We start from the raw sequence: 15,793 nt of genomic DNA, 5'->3' as shown, positions 1-15,793 counted from the left end.
CACGACCGGGACGACAGGACGGAGAGATGCCGATGACCGACAAGATCACTTACGAACGTCAGGGCGAAATCGCCGTACTGCGCATCACCAATCCGCCGGTGAACGCGCTGAGCCACGCGGTCAGGCAGGGGATGATGGAGCGCATGGATGAGGCCGAGGCGGACGAGAACGTGCGCGCGGTGCTGATCGTCGGCGAAGGTCGCGCCTTCATCGCCGGGGCCGACATCCGTGAGTTCGGCAAGACCCCGCTCGAGCCGCACCTGCCGGATGTCTGCAATCGCATTGAATCCTCTCCGCTGCTGGTCGTGGCCTCGATGCACGGGGTCTCGCTCGGCGGCGGGCTCGAGGTGGCACTGTCGGCGCATTACCGCATCGCCCAGCCCTCGGCCCGCGTCGGCCTGCCCGAGGTGAACCTCGGCCTCATTCCCGGGGCAGGGGCCACGCAGCGCCTGCCGCGGGTGATCGGGGCTGAAATGGCGATCGAGATCATCACGTCGGGGCGCCAGATCGGTGCCGGCGAGGCGGAGGACCTCGGAATCGTCGACGCCATCGAGGAGGGCGACCCGGAAACCGTCGGTCTGGCTTATGCGGAACGACTGCTTGCCGAGGGTGCAGCGCGCCGCCCGGTCAGCGAGATGCCAGCGCCTGCCCCGATCGACTGGGATGCGACCTATGCTTCGGTGCTGAAGCGTGGGCGCGGACAGATCGCGCCGGCACAGGCCGTGCGCGCTGTCCAGGCGGCGTCGGAACTTCCTTTCGCGGAAGGGTTGAAGGCCGAGCGCCAGATGTTCTGGGACCTGATGAAGACGGATCAACGGCAGGGCATGATCCACGCGTTCTTTTCGGAGCGCGCTGTGGGGGCCTTGCCGGAGCTCAAGGACGTTGCGCCGCGGGACGTCAAGTCAGTCGGCGTCATCGGCGGCGGCACGATGGGCGCGGGGATCGCCACGGCGGCGCTGCTCTCCGGCCTTTCGGTCACGCTGGTCGAGATGACGCAAGAGGCCGCCGACGCCGCCCATAGCCGGATCGACGGAAACCTGTCCGCAGCGGTAAAGCGCGGCAAGATCAGCCGCGAGAAGCACGACGCGCTTCTCAACGGGGCGCTGACCCTCGCAACGGACTATGACGCCTTGTCCGAGGTCGACCTGGTGGTCGAGGCGGTGTTCGAAGACATGGAGGTCAAGCGCGAGGTTTTCGGCAGGCTCGATGCTGTCTGCAAACCGGGCTGCGTGCTGGCGACCAACACCTCGTATCTCGACGTGAACGAGATTGCGGCGGCCACCAGGCGACCCGAGGATGTGATCGGGCTGCATTTCTTCTCGCCGGCGCATGTCATGAAGCTGCTCGAAATCGTCGTCGCAGACGCCACCGCGCCCGAGGTCGTGGCGACGGGATTTGCGCTTGGCAAGCGGCTGGGCAAGGTGTCGGTGCGCGCGGGCGTCTGCGACGGGTTCATAGGCAACCGCATCCTCGCCACTTTCCGGGCCGCGGCGGACCACATGGTGCTCGACGGCGCGACACCCTTCGAGATCGACTCAGCGATCCGCAACTTCGGGTTTGCGATGGGCCCATTCGAGGTCTCCGACCTCGCCGGGCTCGACATCGGCTGGGCCACGCGCAAGCGCAAGGCACCGACGCTCGATCCGCGCGCCCGGGTCGGGCGCTACGCCGACCGGCTCTGCGAAGAGGGCAACTTCGGCCAGAAGACCGGTAAGGGTTTCTACATCTACGAAAAGGACCAGCGCGGCGGCACGCCGAACCCGCAGGTCATGGAGTATGTCGAGGCGGAACGCGCCGAGCGCGGTATCACGCCGCGCGATTTCAGCGAGGATGAGATCCAGCGCCGCTACATGGCCGCGATGGTCAACGAGGCGGCGAAGGTCGTCGGCGACGGCATCGCCCGGCGGCCGCTCGACGTCGATATGGTGCTGCTCTTCGGCTACGGCTTCCCGCGCTACCGCGGAGGGCCGCTGAAATGGGCGGACATGGTCGGGTTGCCGGCGTTGCTGGCCGATATCGAAGGCTACGCCCAAGAGGATGATTTCTTCTGGCAACCGGCCCCGCTTCTGAAAACGCTGGTGGACAAGGAGCGCACCTTCGACGATCTCAACAAGGAGGCCGCGGCGTGAAACAGGCCGTCATCGTATCCGCCGCCCGGACCGGGCTGGCGAAGTCGTTCCGCGGGTCGTTCAACCGGACGCACGGGGCCACGATGGGCGGTCATGTCGTCGAGGCTGCGGTCGCGCGGGCCGGTATCGACCCCGCCACGATCGAGGATTGCGCTATCGGCTGCGGCTTTCCCGAAGGCGCCACCGGGCAGAATATTGCGCGCCAGATCGCGCTGCGCGCCGGCCTGCCGATCAGCGTGGGCGGGATGACGGTGAACCGCTACTGCTCGTCGGGACTGCAGACCGTCGCCCTGGCCGCCAACGCCATCGTGCAGGAAGGCGCGGGTCCGATGGTCGCGGGCGGTGTCGAAAGCATCAGCCTCGTGCAACCCGAGACCAGGAGTGTGCCGGAACCCTGGCTGGCCGAGCACAAGCCCGATGTCTACATGACGATGATCGAGACCGCCGACGTCGTGGCCGCACGTTACGGTGTCAGCCGCGAAGCGCAGGACGCCTATGCGCTGCGCAGCCAGCAGCGCATCGCTGCGGCCCAGCAGAACGGCGTCTTCGACGAAGAGATCGTTCCGATGCGCACGGTCATGGCGGTGAAGGACAAGGAGACCGGGGACATTTCCGACCGCGAGGTGACCGTCGACCGGGACGAGTGCAATCGTCCCGGCACGACGCTCGACGGTCTGGCCGGCCTCGCGCCCGTGCGCGACGGCGGCTTCGTCACCGCAGGCAACGCCAGCCAGCTTTCGGACGGTGCGGCGGCGGTCGTCGTCATGGCGGACGACGCGGCCGAACGGCTTGGGCTGGAGCCGATGGGGGCGTTCAAGGGCTTTGCCGTCGCCGGCTGCGAGCCGGACGAGATGGGCATCGGACCGGTCTTTGCCGTGCCGAGGCTGCTCGAACGAAACGGGCTCAAGATCGACGAAATCGACCTTTGGGAACTGAACGAGGCCTTTGCGAGCCAGGCGCTTTATTGCCGCGACCGGTTGGGCATCGACCCCGAGAAGTACAACGTCAACGGCGGCTCCATCGCCATCGGCCACCCCTTCGGCATGACCGGAGCCCGCATGACCGGCCATCTATTGCGCGAGGGCAGGCGGCGCGGCGCGAAGCTGGGCGTGGTGACCATGTGCATCGGTGGTGGCATGGGCGCGGCGGGGCTTTTCGAGATCTTCTGAAGGGAGGACGCACATGGACCTGAGCTACAGCGCAGAGGAAACCGCCTTTCGCGACGAGGTGCGGGCGTTCCTCGAGGCCGAGTTGCCGAAGGAGCTGTCCGAGAAGGTGCGCCGCGGCAAACCCCTGAGCAAACAGGAGATGGAGCGCTGGCACGCGATCCTGAACGAACGCGGATGGCTGGCGCAGAACTGGCCGAAATCTTTCGGCGGGGCGGAATGGAATGCCGTCCAGCGCCACATCTTCGACGAGGAGGCTGCGCTGCACCACGCGCCGCGCATCGTGCCCTTCGGTCTGTCGATGCTGGGGCCGGTGCTGCAGAAATTCGGCTCGAAGGAGCAGCAGGAGCATTGGCTGCCACGCATCCTGTCGGGCGAGGACTGGTGGTGTCAGGGCTATTCCGAACCCGGCGCGGGCTCTGATCTCGCCTCGCTCAAGACCCGTGCGGTGCGGGACGGCGATCACTACGTGGTCAACGGCCAGAAGACCTGGACCACGCTTGGCCAGCACGCCAACATGATCTTCTGTCTCGTGCGCACCGACCCCGAGGCCAAGCCGCAGGAGGGCATCTCCTTCCTGCTGATCGACATGAGCACGCCGGGGGTCGAAGTGCGGCCCATCGTGCTGCTCGACGGCGGTGCGGAGGTCAACGAGGTCTTCTTCGACGACGTCCGGGTGCCGGTCGAGAACCTCGTTGGCGAGGAGAACAAGGGCTGGACCTATGCCAAGTACCTGCTGACCCACGAGCGCACCGGCATCGCGGGCGTCGGCTTCAGCCTCGCAGGTATTGCCGCGGTCAAGCGCGTGGCGCGGGCCGAGATGTCCGGGGGCCGGCCGCTGATCGAGAACCCGCATTTCGCGGCGCGCCTCGCCAAAGTCGAGATCGACTTGATGGCGATGGCCACCACCAACCTGCGCATCGTCTCCTCGGCGGCCGCAGGTCAGGCGCCTGGCGTGGAAAGTTCGATGCTCAAGGTGAAGGGGACGGTGATCCGGCAAGAAATCAACGACCTCGCGCGGCGCGCCGCGGGCGTCTACGCGATGCCTTTTACCTCCGAAGCGCTGGAAGGCAGCAACGCGCCGCTGCCCGACCCGCACGAGGCGGGGCCCGTCGCGGCGCAATACTTCAACAACCGCAAGATCTCGATCTACGGCGGCTCGAACGAGATCCAGCGCGGGATCATCGCCAAGACCGTGCTTGGAGGCTGAGCCATGAATTTCGAGCTGACCGAGGAACGCCGGATGCTGCAGGAGAGCCTGGGACGCTTCCTGAAGGACCGGTATTCGACCGACGTGCGCAACGCGATCCTCGAGAGTGACGCAGGGTTCTCGGCGGAGGTCTGGAATGGCCTGGCCGAGCTTGGCGTGATCGGCGCTTTGTTCAGCGAAGAGCATGGCGGCTTTGGCGGTGCGGGGTTCGATATCGCCGTTGTCTTCGAGGAACTCGGGCGCGCTGGCGTCGTCGAGCCGGTGCTCGATAGTGCGCTGCTGGCGGGCGGCCTGATCGCATCGCTGGGCGACGACGCGCAACGCAGCCACCTCGAGCCTCTGATCGCCGGCGCGTTGCAGCTGGCGCTGGCGCATGGCGAGCCGGCAAGCCGCTACGATCTCTCGCGCGTCGATACCACGGCGGTGGACCGGAACGGCAGCGTCGTGCTGAACGGGCGCAAGGCCGTCGTGGTCAACGCCGAAGCCGCCGATCTCATTGTCGTCTCGGCCCGCGAAGCCGGCGCGGTGGATGACGCGAACGGCATTTCGCTCTTCCTTGTGCCGCGGGATACCGAGGGGCTTTCGATGCAGGGCTACCGGTTGCTGGCCGGCGGACGGGCCGCGGAAGTCACTCTGCAAGACGTCACACTCCCCGAGACGGCGCGGCTGGGCGCGGCGGGCGAAGCCTTCCCGGCCATCGAAGAGCGGGTAGCCGCGGCCAACGCCGCACTTTGTGCCGAGACGCTGGGCGGCATGGAAACGGCGGTCGAACTGACCCGCCAGTACCTGCAGACCCGCAAGCAATTCGGGCGCCCCATCGGCAGTTTCCAGGCGCTGGCGCATCGCTTCGCCGATCTGCTGATCGAACTGGAACAGGCCCGCTCCGCCGTCATCAATGCCGCGGGACATCTTGGGTCCGACCGGGCTGTGCGCGAACGCCAAGTCAGCGCTGCCAAAAACCTGATCGGGCGCATCGGGCGAATGGTGGCCGAAGAAAGCATCCAGATGCACGGCGGCATCGCGATGACGCAGGAATATGAACTCGCGCATGTCGCCAAGCGCATCGTCATGTCGGATCACCGGTTCGGCGATACCGATTTCCACCTCGAGCGGTTCATTGACCTCTCCGCCGCCTGACGCGCCGCTGAGCGGCGCGCACCGGCTGATCGGCTACGACGTCGCGCTCGACGCTGACGGGTCGGCGCGTGTCAGCCTCAAGATCGAAGCGAAGCACCTCAACCGCAACGACAGCCTGCACGGCGGCATAGTCGCCATGCTGCTCGACAGCGCGGCGGGATTCGCGGCATCGTTCTACTTCGGCGGTGACCTGCTGCAGCGCGTGGTCACGGTCTCGGTCACCACGAACTTCATCGCCGCGGCCGACGCAGGTCAGGTGGTGGCCACGGGAACCGTGTCGGGCGGCGGGCATAAGATCGCCTATGCGGCGGCCGAGCTGCGCCATGCGGACGGCAGGCTGCTTGCCACGGCGAGCAGCGTCTTCAAGCGCGTCGCTCAGACGTAGGTGCCGAGTGCCGCCTCGCGGATCGCCTTGATGTTGCGCCCGTAAACCTTCGGCTCCGAGACCGACCCGCCTTTGAACACCGCCGAGCCCGCGACAAGCGCGTTGGCGCCTGCCTTCGCGGCCAGCGGCGCGGTCTTGGCGTCGATCCCGCCGTCGACCTGTATGTGAATCGGGCGGTCGCCGATCATCGCGCGAATGGCGCGGATCTTGTCAAGCGTGGCGTGGATGAACTTCTGCCCGCCGAACCCCGGATTGACGGTCATCACCAGCACGAGGTCCGCCATGTCGAGCAGGGGGGCCACCGCCTCGGCCGGGGTGCCGGGATTGATCGCCACGCCGGCCTTGGCACCCGCGCCACGGATCGCTTGCAGCGTTCGGTGGATGTGCGGGCCGGCCTCGACATGGGCGGTGATGTGATCGGCCCCCGCGGCGGCGAAGGCGTCGATGTAGGGATCGACCGGCGCGATCATCAGGTGCACGTCCATCACGCCCTTGATATGCGGGCGGATCGCCGCACAGGTCGCCGGCCCGAAGGTGATATTGGGCACGAAATGCCCATCCATCACGTCGACATGCACCCAGTCCGCCCCTTGCGCCTCGATCGCCTCGCATTCGGCACCGAAATTGGCAAAGTCGGCCGACAGGATGGAGGGTGCAATCTTGAGGCTGCGGTCGAAGGTCATGGCGGAATCCGGTCTGCTGGAGGTCACCGCGCTATATCGGGGCTTCGCGGTGCGGCGCAAGGGCGCGGGGGCTCAGAGGTCGATCCGCAACAGCCCGTCGGGATCCGCCGCACGCGACTGGCAGAGGATCAGCGTGTCGCGGCGCTGCGCGTGCGAAAGCACGAAATCGCGGTGCTCGACCGCGCCTTCGCGCAGGCCGCACTTGCACACCCCGCAGATCCCGTCGCTGCATTTCACGTCGACGTGCACACCGGCGTCGATCAACGCATCCGAGGCGGCCTGGTCCGCGCGCACGGGCACGATGCGCCCGTCGTTCAGCTCCAGCCGGAACGGGTGGTTCACGTAAACGGGCAGCTCGGGGGGCGAGAAATACTCGAGGTGCCGCGCCTCCTCGGGATAGCCGCCGTCCGTCGCGGCCTGCATGACCGCCTGCATGTAGGCGTCGGGGCCGCAGGCATAGACATGCGCCCCATCGGGCGGATCGCGCAGCAGTCGCGCAAGATCGGCGCGTGTGCCTTCGGCGGAGATGTGCAGGTGCGCCCGGTCGGCCCAGGGCATCTGCGCCAGCATCTCTGCGAAAGCCGCCGCATCCCGGGTCGGGCAGGAATAGTGAAGATCGAACGGTTGCCCCAGCGCATGCAGCCGGTGCGCGAAGGCGATCATCGGTGTGATGCCGATACCGCCGCCCATGAGCCGGTTGTGGCTGGCGGTTTCCTGCAGCGGAAACTCGTTGATCGGTCGCGACAGAAACACCCGGCGTTTTGGCGTGAAAATGCGGTGCAGCAGGGCCGAGCCGCCGCGCCCCGGGTCCTCGCGCAGCACGGCGATGCGGTAGCGCGTGCGATCTTCCGGATCGCCGAGCAGCGAGTAGGGCCGCAAGTATTCAGGGGCCACCACGATGTCGATATGCGCCCCGGCGGACCATTCCGGCAGGTCGCGCCCATCCGCCGCCTCCAGATCGTACAGCGTGACCCGGTCGCTAAGCGGCGTCACCTTCGCGATTATCAGATCGAGGACCGGTGCGTTGGCACCGGGATCGTAAAGATGCAGGTGGCTCCGGTCGCCACGCGCCAGCCGCGCCTTATGTTCCTCTGCCGACACCAGCGCGTCATGGGCCCTGATGGCCGCCTCGCGGTTCATCGGGTCAGGATAGGGGTGCGGATGCGGGGCCAGCGGAGCCGGATAGACCGCGAGTGTCTGGTCCTCGAACTTCAGGTCGAGATCCTTCTGCAACCCGCGAGAGTTGGCCGGGGTGGGCGTTGCGCGGTAATGGCCATCCGCCGCCAGTTCGATGTCCCACCACCATTTCTTGACCGGGTTGAGGCTGCCCCGGTCGAGCGCGTCGTCGAGCCGGGCGAGCAGTGGCGCGGCCTTCGGTGCGCGCATCGCAGCCCAGCGGAACGGAGCCTCGGCAAAGAGGCCTTCGAGGTTCCAGGGGCAGGTCTTCATGCAGCGCCCGCACATCGACCCGGCGGCATTGGTCACGCGGTAAGTGGCGCATTTCTGGCTGTCGGACTTCCAGATCTCGTAGCCGTTGAACATCTTTTTCGGCCCCGCCGTGATCGCGCCCGAGGGACATTCCCGCGCGCATTTGTTGCAGGCGTCACAGAAGCTTTGCAGGCCGAAGTCGATGGGCCGGTCATGGGCGACCGGCATGGTCGTCGTCACAACGCCCGACTTCAGGCGCGGCCCGAGATAGGGGTTGAGGATGACCTCGCCGATCCGGCTGACCTCGCCCAGGCCCGAGAGCAGCAGCAGCGGCGGTTGCAGCACTTCGCCGTCCATCACCGTGTGCGCCTTGGCGGGATAGCCGAGGCGCCGCAGGTGCGCCGCCAGCACGCCGCCGATTACCGAAAAGCGCAGGTAGGCGCGCATCGACTGCGCGGTCGAGATCCAGTCGTCGCCCGAGGCGCCCTCCATCGTCTCATACCCCTGGTCGACGATCACGCTCAGCGCCTGGTCGTGCGGCGGGTCGATCGGCGTGCCGGTGGCGTCGTGGCTGTACCACGCCCAGTCGGGGCAGCGCGAAAGGCCGGCGGCGTCGGCTCCGAGAAAATAGCTCGCGGCCTTGAGGTTGGCGGCATTCCGGGCCGGATCGTCCGGCGCGTCCGTCTCGGTCACCGGCCCGTCCTGCAGCAGGATCAGCGCGCCCAGAAGCCGGCGCTGAGCGGCGGCGGGCGCGGCCTTGGAGACGTGGTTGCCGCCGGTCATTGCCTTCTGCACCTTGGGGCCCATGTCGCCGAACTGGCCGCGCGCGAACATGTCGGTGCGCTTGGGGATACGCGGCACGTTGGGCTCGTCGATATAGGTGGTGGGCGCATCGCGGCGTTTCAGCCGCTCGAACGGGTGCGCCCCGTCGACGAAGTTCCGCCGCGCATACGGATCCTGCGTCCGCGCCGACACCCCGCCGTGGGTGCCGAGCCGCCAGGTCGCGCCGCGCAGGACGGACCTGGGCTGTTGCGAAAGCGGGGCCAGGGGCCGGTCGACGGCCAGTTCCATGTCGGTCGTGACCACGGCGAGACCGAAGCGCGACCCGATCCAGGGCGCTTCGAGCTGTCCATTCATTGCCGTGGCGAGGCCCGCGGCGACGGCGAGCTTGCCGAGGTGGACGTCGCTGGCGGTCGCGGAATGCACCCGGGCGCGGAAGCCCAGAAGCCGGAGGTATTCCGCCAGCACCGTCGCATTCTCGCAGGCGCGCAGGCTGGCGCGATGCGGCTGCGCCCCCCGGATCCAGTCGGTGCCGGGTTCGTCCGGGCGCGGGTCGCGCGGCCAGGCGACGAGGACCACGATGGCATGGGTGTGATGGTCGATCGGGCGTTCCGGCGCCGACACCGCATCGCGGAGGTTCGCCATGATCACGTCGACCCCGGCGGCGAGCGTCTTGGTCTGCCGATTTGCGAGGTCGTCGGCGAGCTTTGCCGCGTCGCAGTTGCGGCGCGGATGGCGCAGCAGCGCGTCCGGAGGCAGCGCGCAGACGCCCATCATCGACGCATCGTTGAAGTAGCCGAAGGCCTTGAGGTGGTCGCTGCGCGCCTGCGGATCGTCGGGAATGTCGGCGCGTCCGGGGTTCGGCTGTCCGCTGCGCAGCGCATCCATCATCGCCTGGAACGGGGCCATCGCGGGCACGATGCTGTGCGGATCATCGGGACGGTCGAAGTCGAGCATCGGCAACGGCAGATCGGGCAGGCGCTCCGGCGCCGCGTCCACGCGATGGAGGCGTTCAAGCGGATAGCTTCCGAGGTGGACCGGGCGCGACCGTGAGGAAAAGAGCTTCATGCCGAAGCTCTGGACCGGATTGCGCCGAAGGTCCAGCCGTTCCGGCGGTCAATCGGGCGGAGGCGTGACCAACTCCTGCAGGGTCGAGAATGGCAGCCCGGGCTCCAACATCCGCGCGCGCAGGGTCCAGATCGCCTCGCTGCGCGCCGTGCCCAGAACCCGAAGGGTGTAGGCGTGGAACTTAGCGGCGATTTCCTCATCGCTCAGCGGTGCCTCGGGCCCGCCGCGCGCGTGAACGTCGCCGGAGTGCAGGATACGCCCGTCGGTCAATGTGAGCGTCACGTCCGCGAAGCGCGCGGCCGGGAAGCGGTCGGAATGGCGCGCGTCCTCGGTCACCGCGATCCGCGGCAAGAGGTCGGCGACATCGGGATCACGCAGGGCCGCGCCCGAAACGTGCTCGGGTCCGACGGTGCCGTGCCGGAGCAGGGTGGCGAGCGCGAAGGCCAGCGAATACTGCGCCTGCCCCGTCGTGTCTGGCATCCCGGCATAGAGAGCCGCACTCTCGCGGAAGGTGCGGACCTCGATGCGCGCGATGTCGTCCCGGCGCAGGCCGTGGTCGCGCATCAGGGCTCCCAGGGCGTCGAGCGGTGCATGCGACCAGCGGCAGATCGGATAGGGCTTGATGTAGTTGGCCTCGATCGTCCAGGTCTCGCCGAGGTCCGCCCAATACGAAGCGACCTGCGAATCCTCTAACGTGATCGCTGGCGCGCCGGTGAAGCCGCGCAGCGCCAGCAGGGCGGCCATCGCGCCGGTAAGCGCGCCGATGCCGGACCCGTCGTGCAACATCGTGGGTGTCGCGATCTCGCGCATCATCTGGCTGCGCGGTCCGTGGAACTCGGCAATGCCCAGCGCCTCGCGCAGCTGTGCCCGCGTGGCGCCGAGCACCCGGCAGCCCAGCGCTGCGACGCCGACGGCGTTCCACGCGCCCGAGGTGTGGTAGTCGCTGACCGTGGCGTGCAAGGCGATGGCGGCGCGGGCGCTGACCTCGTAGGCCATGACCATCAGGGACAAGGCCTCGCGCGTTGTCAGATCGGGCCGTTGCGCGGCAAAGGCGAAGAGCGCCGGGACGGTGGCGCAGCCGATATGGCCCTTCGTCGGGTTGTACCCGTCATGCGCGTCCAGATTGTCGATCTGCGTGGCGCCTGCATAGGCCGCGCCGGGGATGGACGCGAGGCGTCCATCGAACATCAGCGGGGCGGCGTGTTCTGGGCGGCCCGGTGCGAGGAAATCGGCGGCGTAGTCACGCGCGATGCGTCCGGGTTCCAGCGGCTGGGCCGCGGCGGCAACCGCCAGCGTGTCGAGCAGCAGAATGGCAGCAAAGCGCAGGGCGCTCTCCGGTGGTGCCGGGTCGGTGATGAACGCGGCGATGGGATCGAAGCTGGCGGTCACGATGCGGTCCTGCGTGGCGACTGCCTGTCAGTCAGCCGCGAAGCAAGCGCGCGATCATGTCCGGATGCGACATGATCGCGACGCGGATGGCACGCTCTCAGTCCGGATCGACGTGGCGCTGGCGCACCTTGCCCCGGTAGCGCTGCGTCAGCTCGTTTGGCACCTCGCTGCCATCGACGAGGAACGGCAGGATCCCGCGCCGGGTCGAGGCGCCGCGGTTGCCCTGGATCTGGGCGTCCGAAACAGTCACGCGCTGCGATTGCCGCCGCGCCCAGGCATTCAGCCGGTCGTAAAGACGGTCGATGACCGCGTCGTGTCCGCCGGCCTTGGCGAGGTCTTCGAACTCCCGCGGATCGCGGTCGAGATCGAACAGCATCGGGCGGAACCCGCCCTCGGCGTGAACCAGCTTGTACCGCCCGTCGAACGCCATGAAGAGCCGGCAGTCGCGCGGCGCAAGGCCCAGACTTTGACCCGCCGAGGTCGCGGCATAGTCGAATTCCGAGATCGCGCACTCCCGCCAAACCGGCGTCTCGCCGCGCAGCCACGGCATCAGCGAACGCCCCTCGAGGATATGTTCCGCGATCGTGCCGCCCGCGGCCTCGACGAAGCTCGGGACGAGGTCGATGGCCTCGACCAGCGCCGGACAGGTCGTGCCACGCGTGGCGTCGGCCTCGGGACGCGGGTCGACGACGAACATCGGTACCTTCACGGACGGGTCATGGAACAGGTCCTTTTCGCCCAGCCAGTGATCTCCGAGGTAGTCGCCGTGATCCGAGGTCAGCACGATCATCGTGGTCGCGGCGGCCCCGGTGGCCTCGAGATGGTCGAGCAGGCGACCGAGCTGATCGTCGCACTGCTTGACGAGCCCCATGTAGGCCGGGATCACCTTCTGCCGCACCTCCTCTCGCTGGAAAGCTTTCGCGACCGCACCTTCCATGTAGGCAGCATAGACCGGATGCGGGTTCTCGCGCTCGCGCGGATCGCGCACTACGGGCAGGACGTCCGTCGGGCCGAAGATGGCGTGGTACGGGGCGGGCACGATGTAGGGCCAGTGCGGCTTGATGTAGCTCAGGTGCGCGCACCACGGGCCCTTGACCTGGTCGATGAAGGCGATCGCCTCGGAAGTCAGCCACGGTGTTTCGCTGTCCTCCTCGCGAATATTGGCCGGCCGGTCGGCATTGGCGAACATCCAGCCGCTGGCGATCTCGTCGCCGTCAGTCCCTGCAGTGGCGTAGTCCGCCCAGGGGTTCTCTCCGTCGTAGCCCTTCGAATTGAGATATTCGTTGTAAGGCGAGCGGCGCTCGTCGTAGTAGCCGTCCGGCCCGTAGGCCCAGAGCCCGTCATCGCGCGCCCAGACATCGAAGCCGCATTCGGCCTGCCGCGCGCCGATCACGCTGTCGGGCGCGAGCCCGAGGCGCGCCATCCCTTCGGCGTCCGCGGCCATATGCGTTTTGCCGATCAGCCAGCAGTCCATCCCGGCGGCGCGCAGGTGGTCGCCCATGGTCATTTCGCCGACGCGCAGCGGATAGTTGTTGTAGGACGCCCCGTGGCTCGAGACGTAGCGCCCGGTGTAGAAGCTCATCCGGCTCGCGCCACAGATCGGCGACTGCACATAGGCATTGGTAAAGCGCACTCCGCGCGCGGCCAGCCGGTCAAAGTTCGGCGTCTCGAGATGCGGGTGGCCAGCGCAGGACAGGTAGTCGAACCGCAGCTGGTCATACATGACGAAAAGGATGTTCAAGGCGGGCCTCCCGGGCTGTCACGCGATGATGTCGGCGCGAGAAGCGAAAGGGAAGGGCGGGCAGGATCGTCTTGCTCTGCGCACTGCCGGTGCTAGGCTGCACGTCACAGGCAGAAAGGGGCGCGATGCAGGACTACGACGACTACGACGCCACCGGTCTCGCCGAGCTCGTCGCGCGCAAGGCGGTGTCGCCCGAAGAGCTACTGGACGAGGCGTTGCGGCGCACCGAGGCTCTGAACCCGGTGCTGCATGCGGTCGTCAACCTACGCGCTGACACGGCACGAAAGGCCATCGCCGCCGGACTGCCGCGCGGGCCGTTCCGCGGCGTGCCGTTCCTGCTGAAGGATCTCGGGGCCGAAGCGGTCGACTACCCGTCGCACAACGGGTCGCGGCTGACCAAGGACACGGTCTATGCGCGTGACAGCACCATCTTCGAGCGCATCCGCGCGACCGGCGTGGTCACCTTCGGGCGCACCACCTCGCCCGAGGGCGGGATCGGCCCGGTGACCGAGGCAGCCGTTTACGATGGGCCAACGCGCAACCCCTGGGACACAGAACATACACCCGGCGGCTCGTCCGGCGGCAGCGGCGCGGCGGTGGCCGCCGGGATCGTGCCGATGGCGCATGGCTCGGACGGCGGGGGATCGGTGCGGATCCCGGCGTCTTCCTGCGGTCTCTTCGGATTCAAGTCGACCCGTGCGCGGTTCCCCGACGGGCCCTACGCCGGCGAAGGCTGGGCGGGCATGGCGATCGACGGCTTTCTCAGTCGCAGCGTGCGTGACAGTGCGCGGATGATGGACGCCTGCGCGGGTCGCGATGCCGGTGCGCCCTACGATGCGCCGGCGCTGGCAAGCGGGTTCGCCGCGGCGATCTCGCGACCGCCCAAGCGGCTGCGGATCGGCGTCTGCGACACCACTTTCGACGGCGCGGCCATCCACGACGAGTGTCGCGCGGCGGTGCAGGACACCGCGGCGCTGCTCGAGTCGCTCGGGCACGACGTTGTCCCCCTGCGCCCGGCTGCGGATCACCGCGGCATGATGCGGGCCTGGACGCGGATCGTCGCCTGCGGCACCGCGTTGGGCATCCGCAAGGCGCTGGCCGCGAAGGGACGCGAACTGGGCGCGGACGATCTCGAAGGCGTGTCGCGCGGGGCGATACGGCTTGCCGACACGCTGTCGGGCGCCGATTACCTGGAGGCGGTGGGCAAGATCCATGCCTACGGGCGCGAGATGGCGGCAGTTTTCGAAGATATCGACATCCTGCTGTCGGCCACCCTCGCCGAACCGCCGGCGCGGATCGGTCGCTTCGCGCACAAAACAGAGGATTACGAGGCCTACCGCACCGGTCCGGAAGGTGTCTTTGCCTACTCGCCCTTCTGCGCGGCGTTCAACGCGAGCGGCCAGCCGGCGGTCTCGGTCCCGATGCACTGGACCGCCGAAGACCTGCCCGTCGGGGTGCATCTCGCCGGGCCCTACGGCGCGGACGAGGTCCTGATCGCGCTCTGCGCCGAACTGGAGCAGGCGCGGCCCTGGGCGCAACGGCGCCCCGAAACGCTGCCGGAGATGCTGGCCGAGGCCTGGTCGGCGGTCCCCACCGGCGTGATCTGATCAGGCGCCCTCGAACCCTTCGAGCAAGTTCACGGTGTTGATGCCCACGGCCTCGATCGCATAGCCGCCTTCCATCACGAAGACCGTCGGCAGGCCCATCTGACCGATGCGCCGCCCGGCATCGGTGAAGTCGGAGCTGTCGAGCTTGAAGAAGCTGATTGGGTCTTCCTTGTAGGCGTCGACCCCCAGCGACACCACAAGCGCATCCGCGCCCCAGGCGGTGATATTGGCGATGGCGTCGTCGAGCGCCTCGGCCCAGCGGTCATAGCCGGTGCCCGGCGCCATCGGGTAGTTGAGATTGCACCCGTCGCCCGCGCCGTGGCCGCGCTCGTCGGCGTAGCCGATGTAGTAGGGATAGGAGTGTTCCGGCGCGCCGTGCAGCGAGGCGAACAGCACGTCGCCGCGTTCGTAGAAGATGTCCTGCGTGCCGTTGCCGTGGTGGAAGTCGATGTCGAGCACGGCGACCCGCGCCGCGCCGCCGTCCCGGCACATCTGGGCGACGACCGCGGCGTTGTTGAGAAAGCAGTAGCCGCCGTACTGATCGCGGGTCGAATGATGCCCGGGCGGACGGCAGAGGGCGAAGGCGGCGCGTTCGCCACCCGCGACAAGGCGCTGCGCGGATTGTGCCGAGGCCATCGAGGACAGCGCCGCCGTCCAGGTGCCGCGGGTCATCGCGGTTTCGGAGGCATGACAATAGTAGCCGACCTTGCCGTCGATGAATTCGGGGATGCGGTCCATGTGCATGCCGCGGCTGGGCACGTTGGCGGCGATGATCTCGCCCGCCATGCCGGCGGCCTTCCATTCCTCCCAGGCGGTTTCGAGGAACTTCAGGTAGCCCTGGTCGAGCAATCCGCGCACCGGTCCCATGTCGACGGGATCTGGTGCCACGATGTCGCCCATGCCGCGTTCGACCAGCCGGTTACGAACGTATTCGACGCGCGAAGGCCGCTCGAAGGGGGTGACGAATTCGCCACCAGACAGCTCGGCCTGCGGGAAGTGAAGGCGATGATCCTCGCTGAAGAAAGTGCGCATGCTTTGGCTCCCGGTGGTGCGTTCGGCGCGACGTTACG

The 15,793-nt window shown here is 67.9% G+C and carries 11 protein-coding genes; 6 read left to right on the top strand and 5 right to left on the bottom strand.

The features are described from left to right. The first annotated feature begins 32 nt into the window (after window positions 1-32). The 5 genes from R5H30_RS17015 to R5H30_RS16995 are packed head-to-tail and all read left to right on the top strand — an operon-like array spanning window position 33 to window position 6,027. The gene (locus tag R5H30_RS17015) at window positions 33-2,129 is read left to right on the top strand and encodes a 3-hydroxyacyl-CoA dehydrogenase NAD-binding domain-containing protein (protein ID WP_318329744.1); all 2,097 of its coding nucleotides are present in this window, start codon (window positions 33-35) and stop codon (window positions 2,127-2,129) included. Continuing rightward, complete coding sequence (locus R5H30_RS17010) at window positions 2,126-3,298, top strand: acetyl-CoA C-acyltransferase (protein WP_318329743.1); 1,173 nt, start codon at window positions 2,126-2,128, stop codon at window positions 3,296-3,298. Before R5H30_RS17015 ends, R5H30_RS17010 begins: the two co-directional genes overlap by 4 nt. 13 nt (window positions 3,299-3,311) lie before the next feature. Beyond that, window positions 3,312-4,505: an acyl-CoA dehydrogenase family protein gene (locus R5H30_RS17005; protein ID WP_318329742.1), complete on the top strand. Its 1,194-nt coding sequence runs from the start codon at window positions 3,312-3,314 to the stop codon at window positions 4,503-4,505. A gap of 3 nt (window positions 4,506-4,508) precedes the next feature. Then, window positions 4,509-5,642 carry an acyl-CoA dehydrogenase family protein gene (locus R5H30_RS17000; protein WP_318329741.1) on the top strand — a complete coding sequence of 378 codons (1,134 nt, stop codon included), beginning with the start codon at window positions 4,509-4,511 and terminating at the stop codon, window positions 5,640-5,642. Next, a complete protein-coding gene (locus R5H30_RS16995; RefSeq protein ID WP_318329740.1) occupies window positions 5,623-6,027 on the top strand; it encodes a PaaI family thioesterase in 405 nt (134 codons plus the stop codon). The genes R5H30_RS17000 and R5H30_RS16995 overlap by 20 nt, the downstream gene beginning before the upstream one ends. On the opposite strand, the gene rpe is transcribed toward R5H30_RS16995, so the two are convergent. The 4 genes from rpe to R5H30_RS16975 all read right to left on the bottom strand — a co-directional run bounded on the left by rpe (window position 6,018) and on the right by R5H30_RS16975 (window position 13,116). After that, complete coding sequence (gene rpe / locus R5H30_RS16990) at window positions 6,018-6,710, bottom strand: ribulose-phosphate 3-epimerase (protein ID WP_318329738.1); 693 nt, start codon at window positions 6,708-6,710, stop codon at window positions 6,018-6,020. The two genes, R5H30_RS16995 and rpe, sit on opposite strands and share 10 nt — an antisense overlap. A gap of 72 nt (window positions 6,711-6,782) precedes the next feature. Further along, entirely contained in the window at window positions 6,783-9,986 is a 3,204-nt protein-coding gene (locus R5H30_RS16985; protein WP_318329737.1) for a 4Fe-4S dicluster domain-containing protein, read from the bottom strand. Window positions 9,987-10,034: 48 nt separating this feature from the next. Beyond that, window positions 10,035-11,375: an MmgE/PrpD family protein gene (locus R5H30_RS16980; RefSeq protein WP_318329735.1), complete on the bottom strand. Its 1,341-nt coding sequence runs from the start codon at window positions 11,373-11,375 to the stop codon at window positions 10,035-10,037. 97 nt (window positions 11,376-11,472) lie between these two features. Next, complete coding sequence (locus R5H30_RS16975) at window positions 11,473-13,116, bottom strand: sulfatase-like hydrolase/transferase (protein ID WP_318329733.1); 1,644 nt, start codon at window positions 13,114-13,116, stop codon at window positions 11,473-11,475. 125 nt (window positions 13,117-13,241) lie between these two features. Between R5H30_RS16975 and R5H30_RS16970 the strand changes: the two genes are divergently transcribed. Beyond that, on the top strand, window positions 13,242-14,723 hold the full coding sequence (locus R5H30_RS16970) for an amidase (RefSeq protein WP_318329732.1): 1,482 nt from the start codon (window positions 13,242-13,244) through the stop codon (window positions 14,721-14,723). On the opposite strand, the gene R5H30_RS16965 is transcribed toward R5H30_RS16970, so the two are convergent. Then, the gene (locus tag R5H30_RS16965) at window positions 14,724-15,755 is read right to left on the bottom strand and encodes a histone deacetylase family protein (protein WP_318329731.1); all 1,032 of its coding nucleotides are present in this window, start codon (window positions 15,753-15,755) and stop codon (window positions 14,724-14,726) included. Window positions 15,756-15,793 lie beyond the last annotated feature (38 nt).

The sequence above is a fragment of the Roseobacter sp. FCG-D35 genome (assembly GCF_033436665.1).
GTDB lineage: Bacteria > Pseudomonadota > Alphaproteobacteria > Rhodobacterales > Rhodobacteraceae > JAWQFO01.
This window is presented reverse-complemented; position numbering and strand designations above follow the sequence as displayed.

What these genes read in the sequence shown, in the direction of transcription:
- R5H30_RS17015 (WP_318329744.1), top strand. Translation starts at nt 33, where the DNA reads ATGACCGACAAGATCACTTACGAACGTCAGGGCGAAATCGCCGTACTG.
- R5H30_RS17005 (WP_318329742.1), top strand. Translation starts at nt 3,312, where the DNA reads ATGGACCTGAGCTACAGCGCAGAGGAAACCGCCTTTCGCGACGAGGTG.
- R5H30_RS17000 (WP_318329741.1), top strand. Translation starts at nt 4,509, where the DNA reads ATGAATTTCGAGCTGACCGAGGAACGCCGGATGCTGCAGGAGAGCCTG.
- rpe (WP_318329738.1), bottom strand. Translation starts at nt 6,710, where the DNA reads ATGACCTTCGACCGCAGCCTCAAGATTGCACCCTCCATCCTGTCGGCC.
- R5H30_RS16985 (WP_318329737.1), bottom strand. Translation starts at nt 9,986, where the DNA reads ATGAAGCTCTTTTCCTCACGGTCGCGCCCGGTCCACCTCGGAAGCTAT.
- R5H30_RS16970 (WP_318329732.1), top strand. Translation starts at nt 13,242, where the DNA reads ATGCAGGACTACGACGACTACGACGCCACCGGTCTCGCCGAGCTCGTC.
- R5H30_RS16965 (WP_318329731.1), bottom strand. Translation starts at nt 15,755, where the DNA reads ATGCGCACTTTCTTCAGCGAGGATCATCGCCTTCACTTCCCGCAGGCC.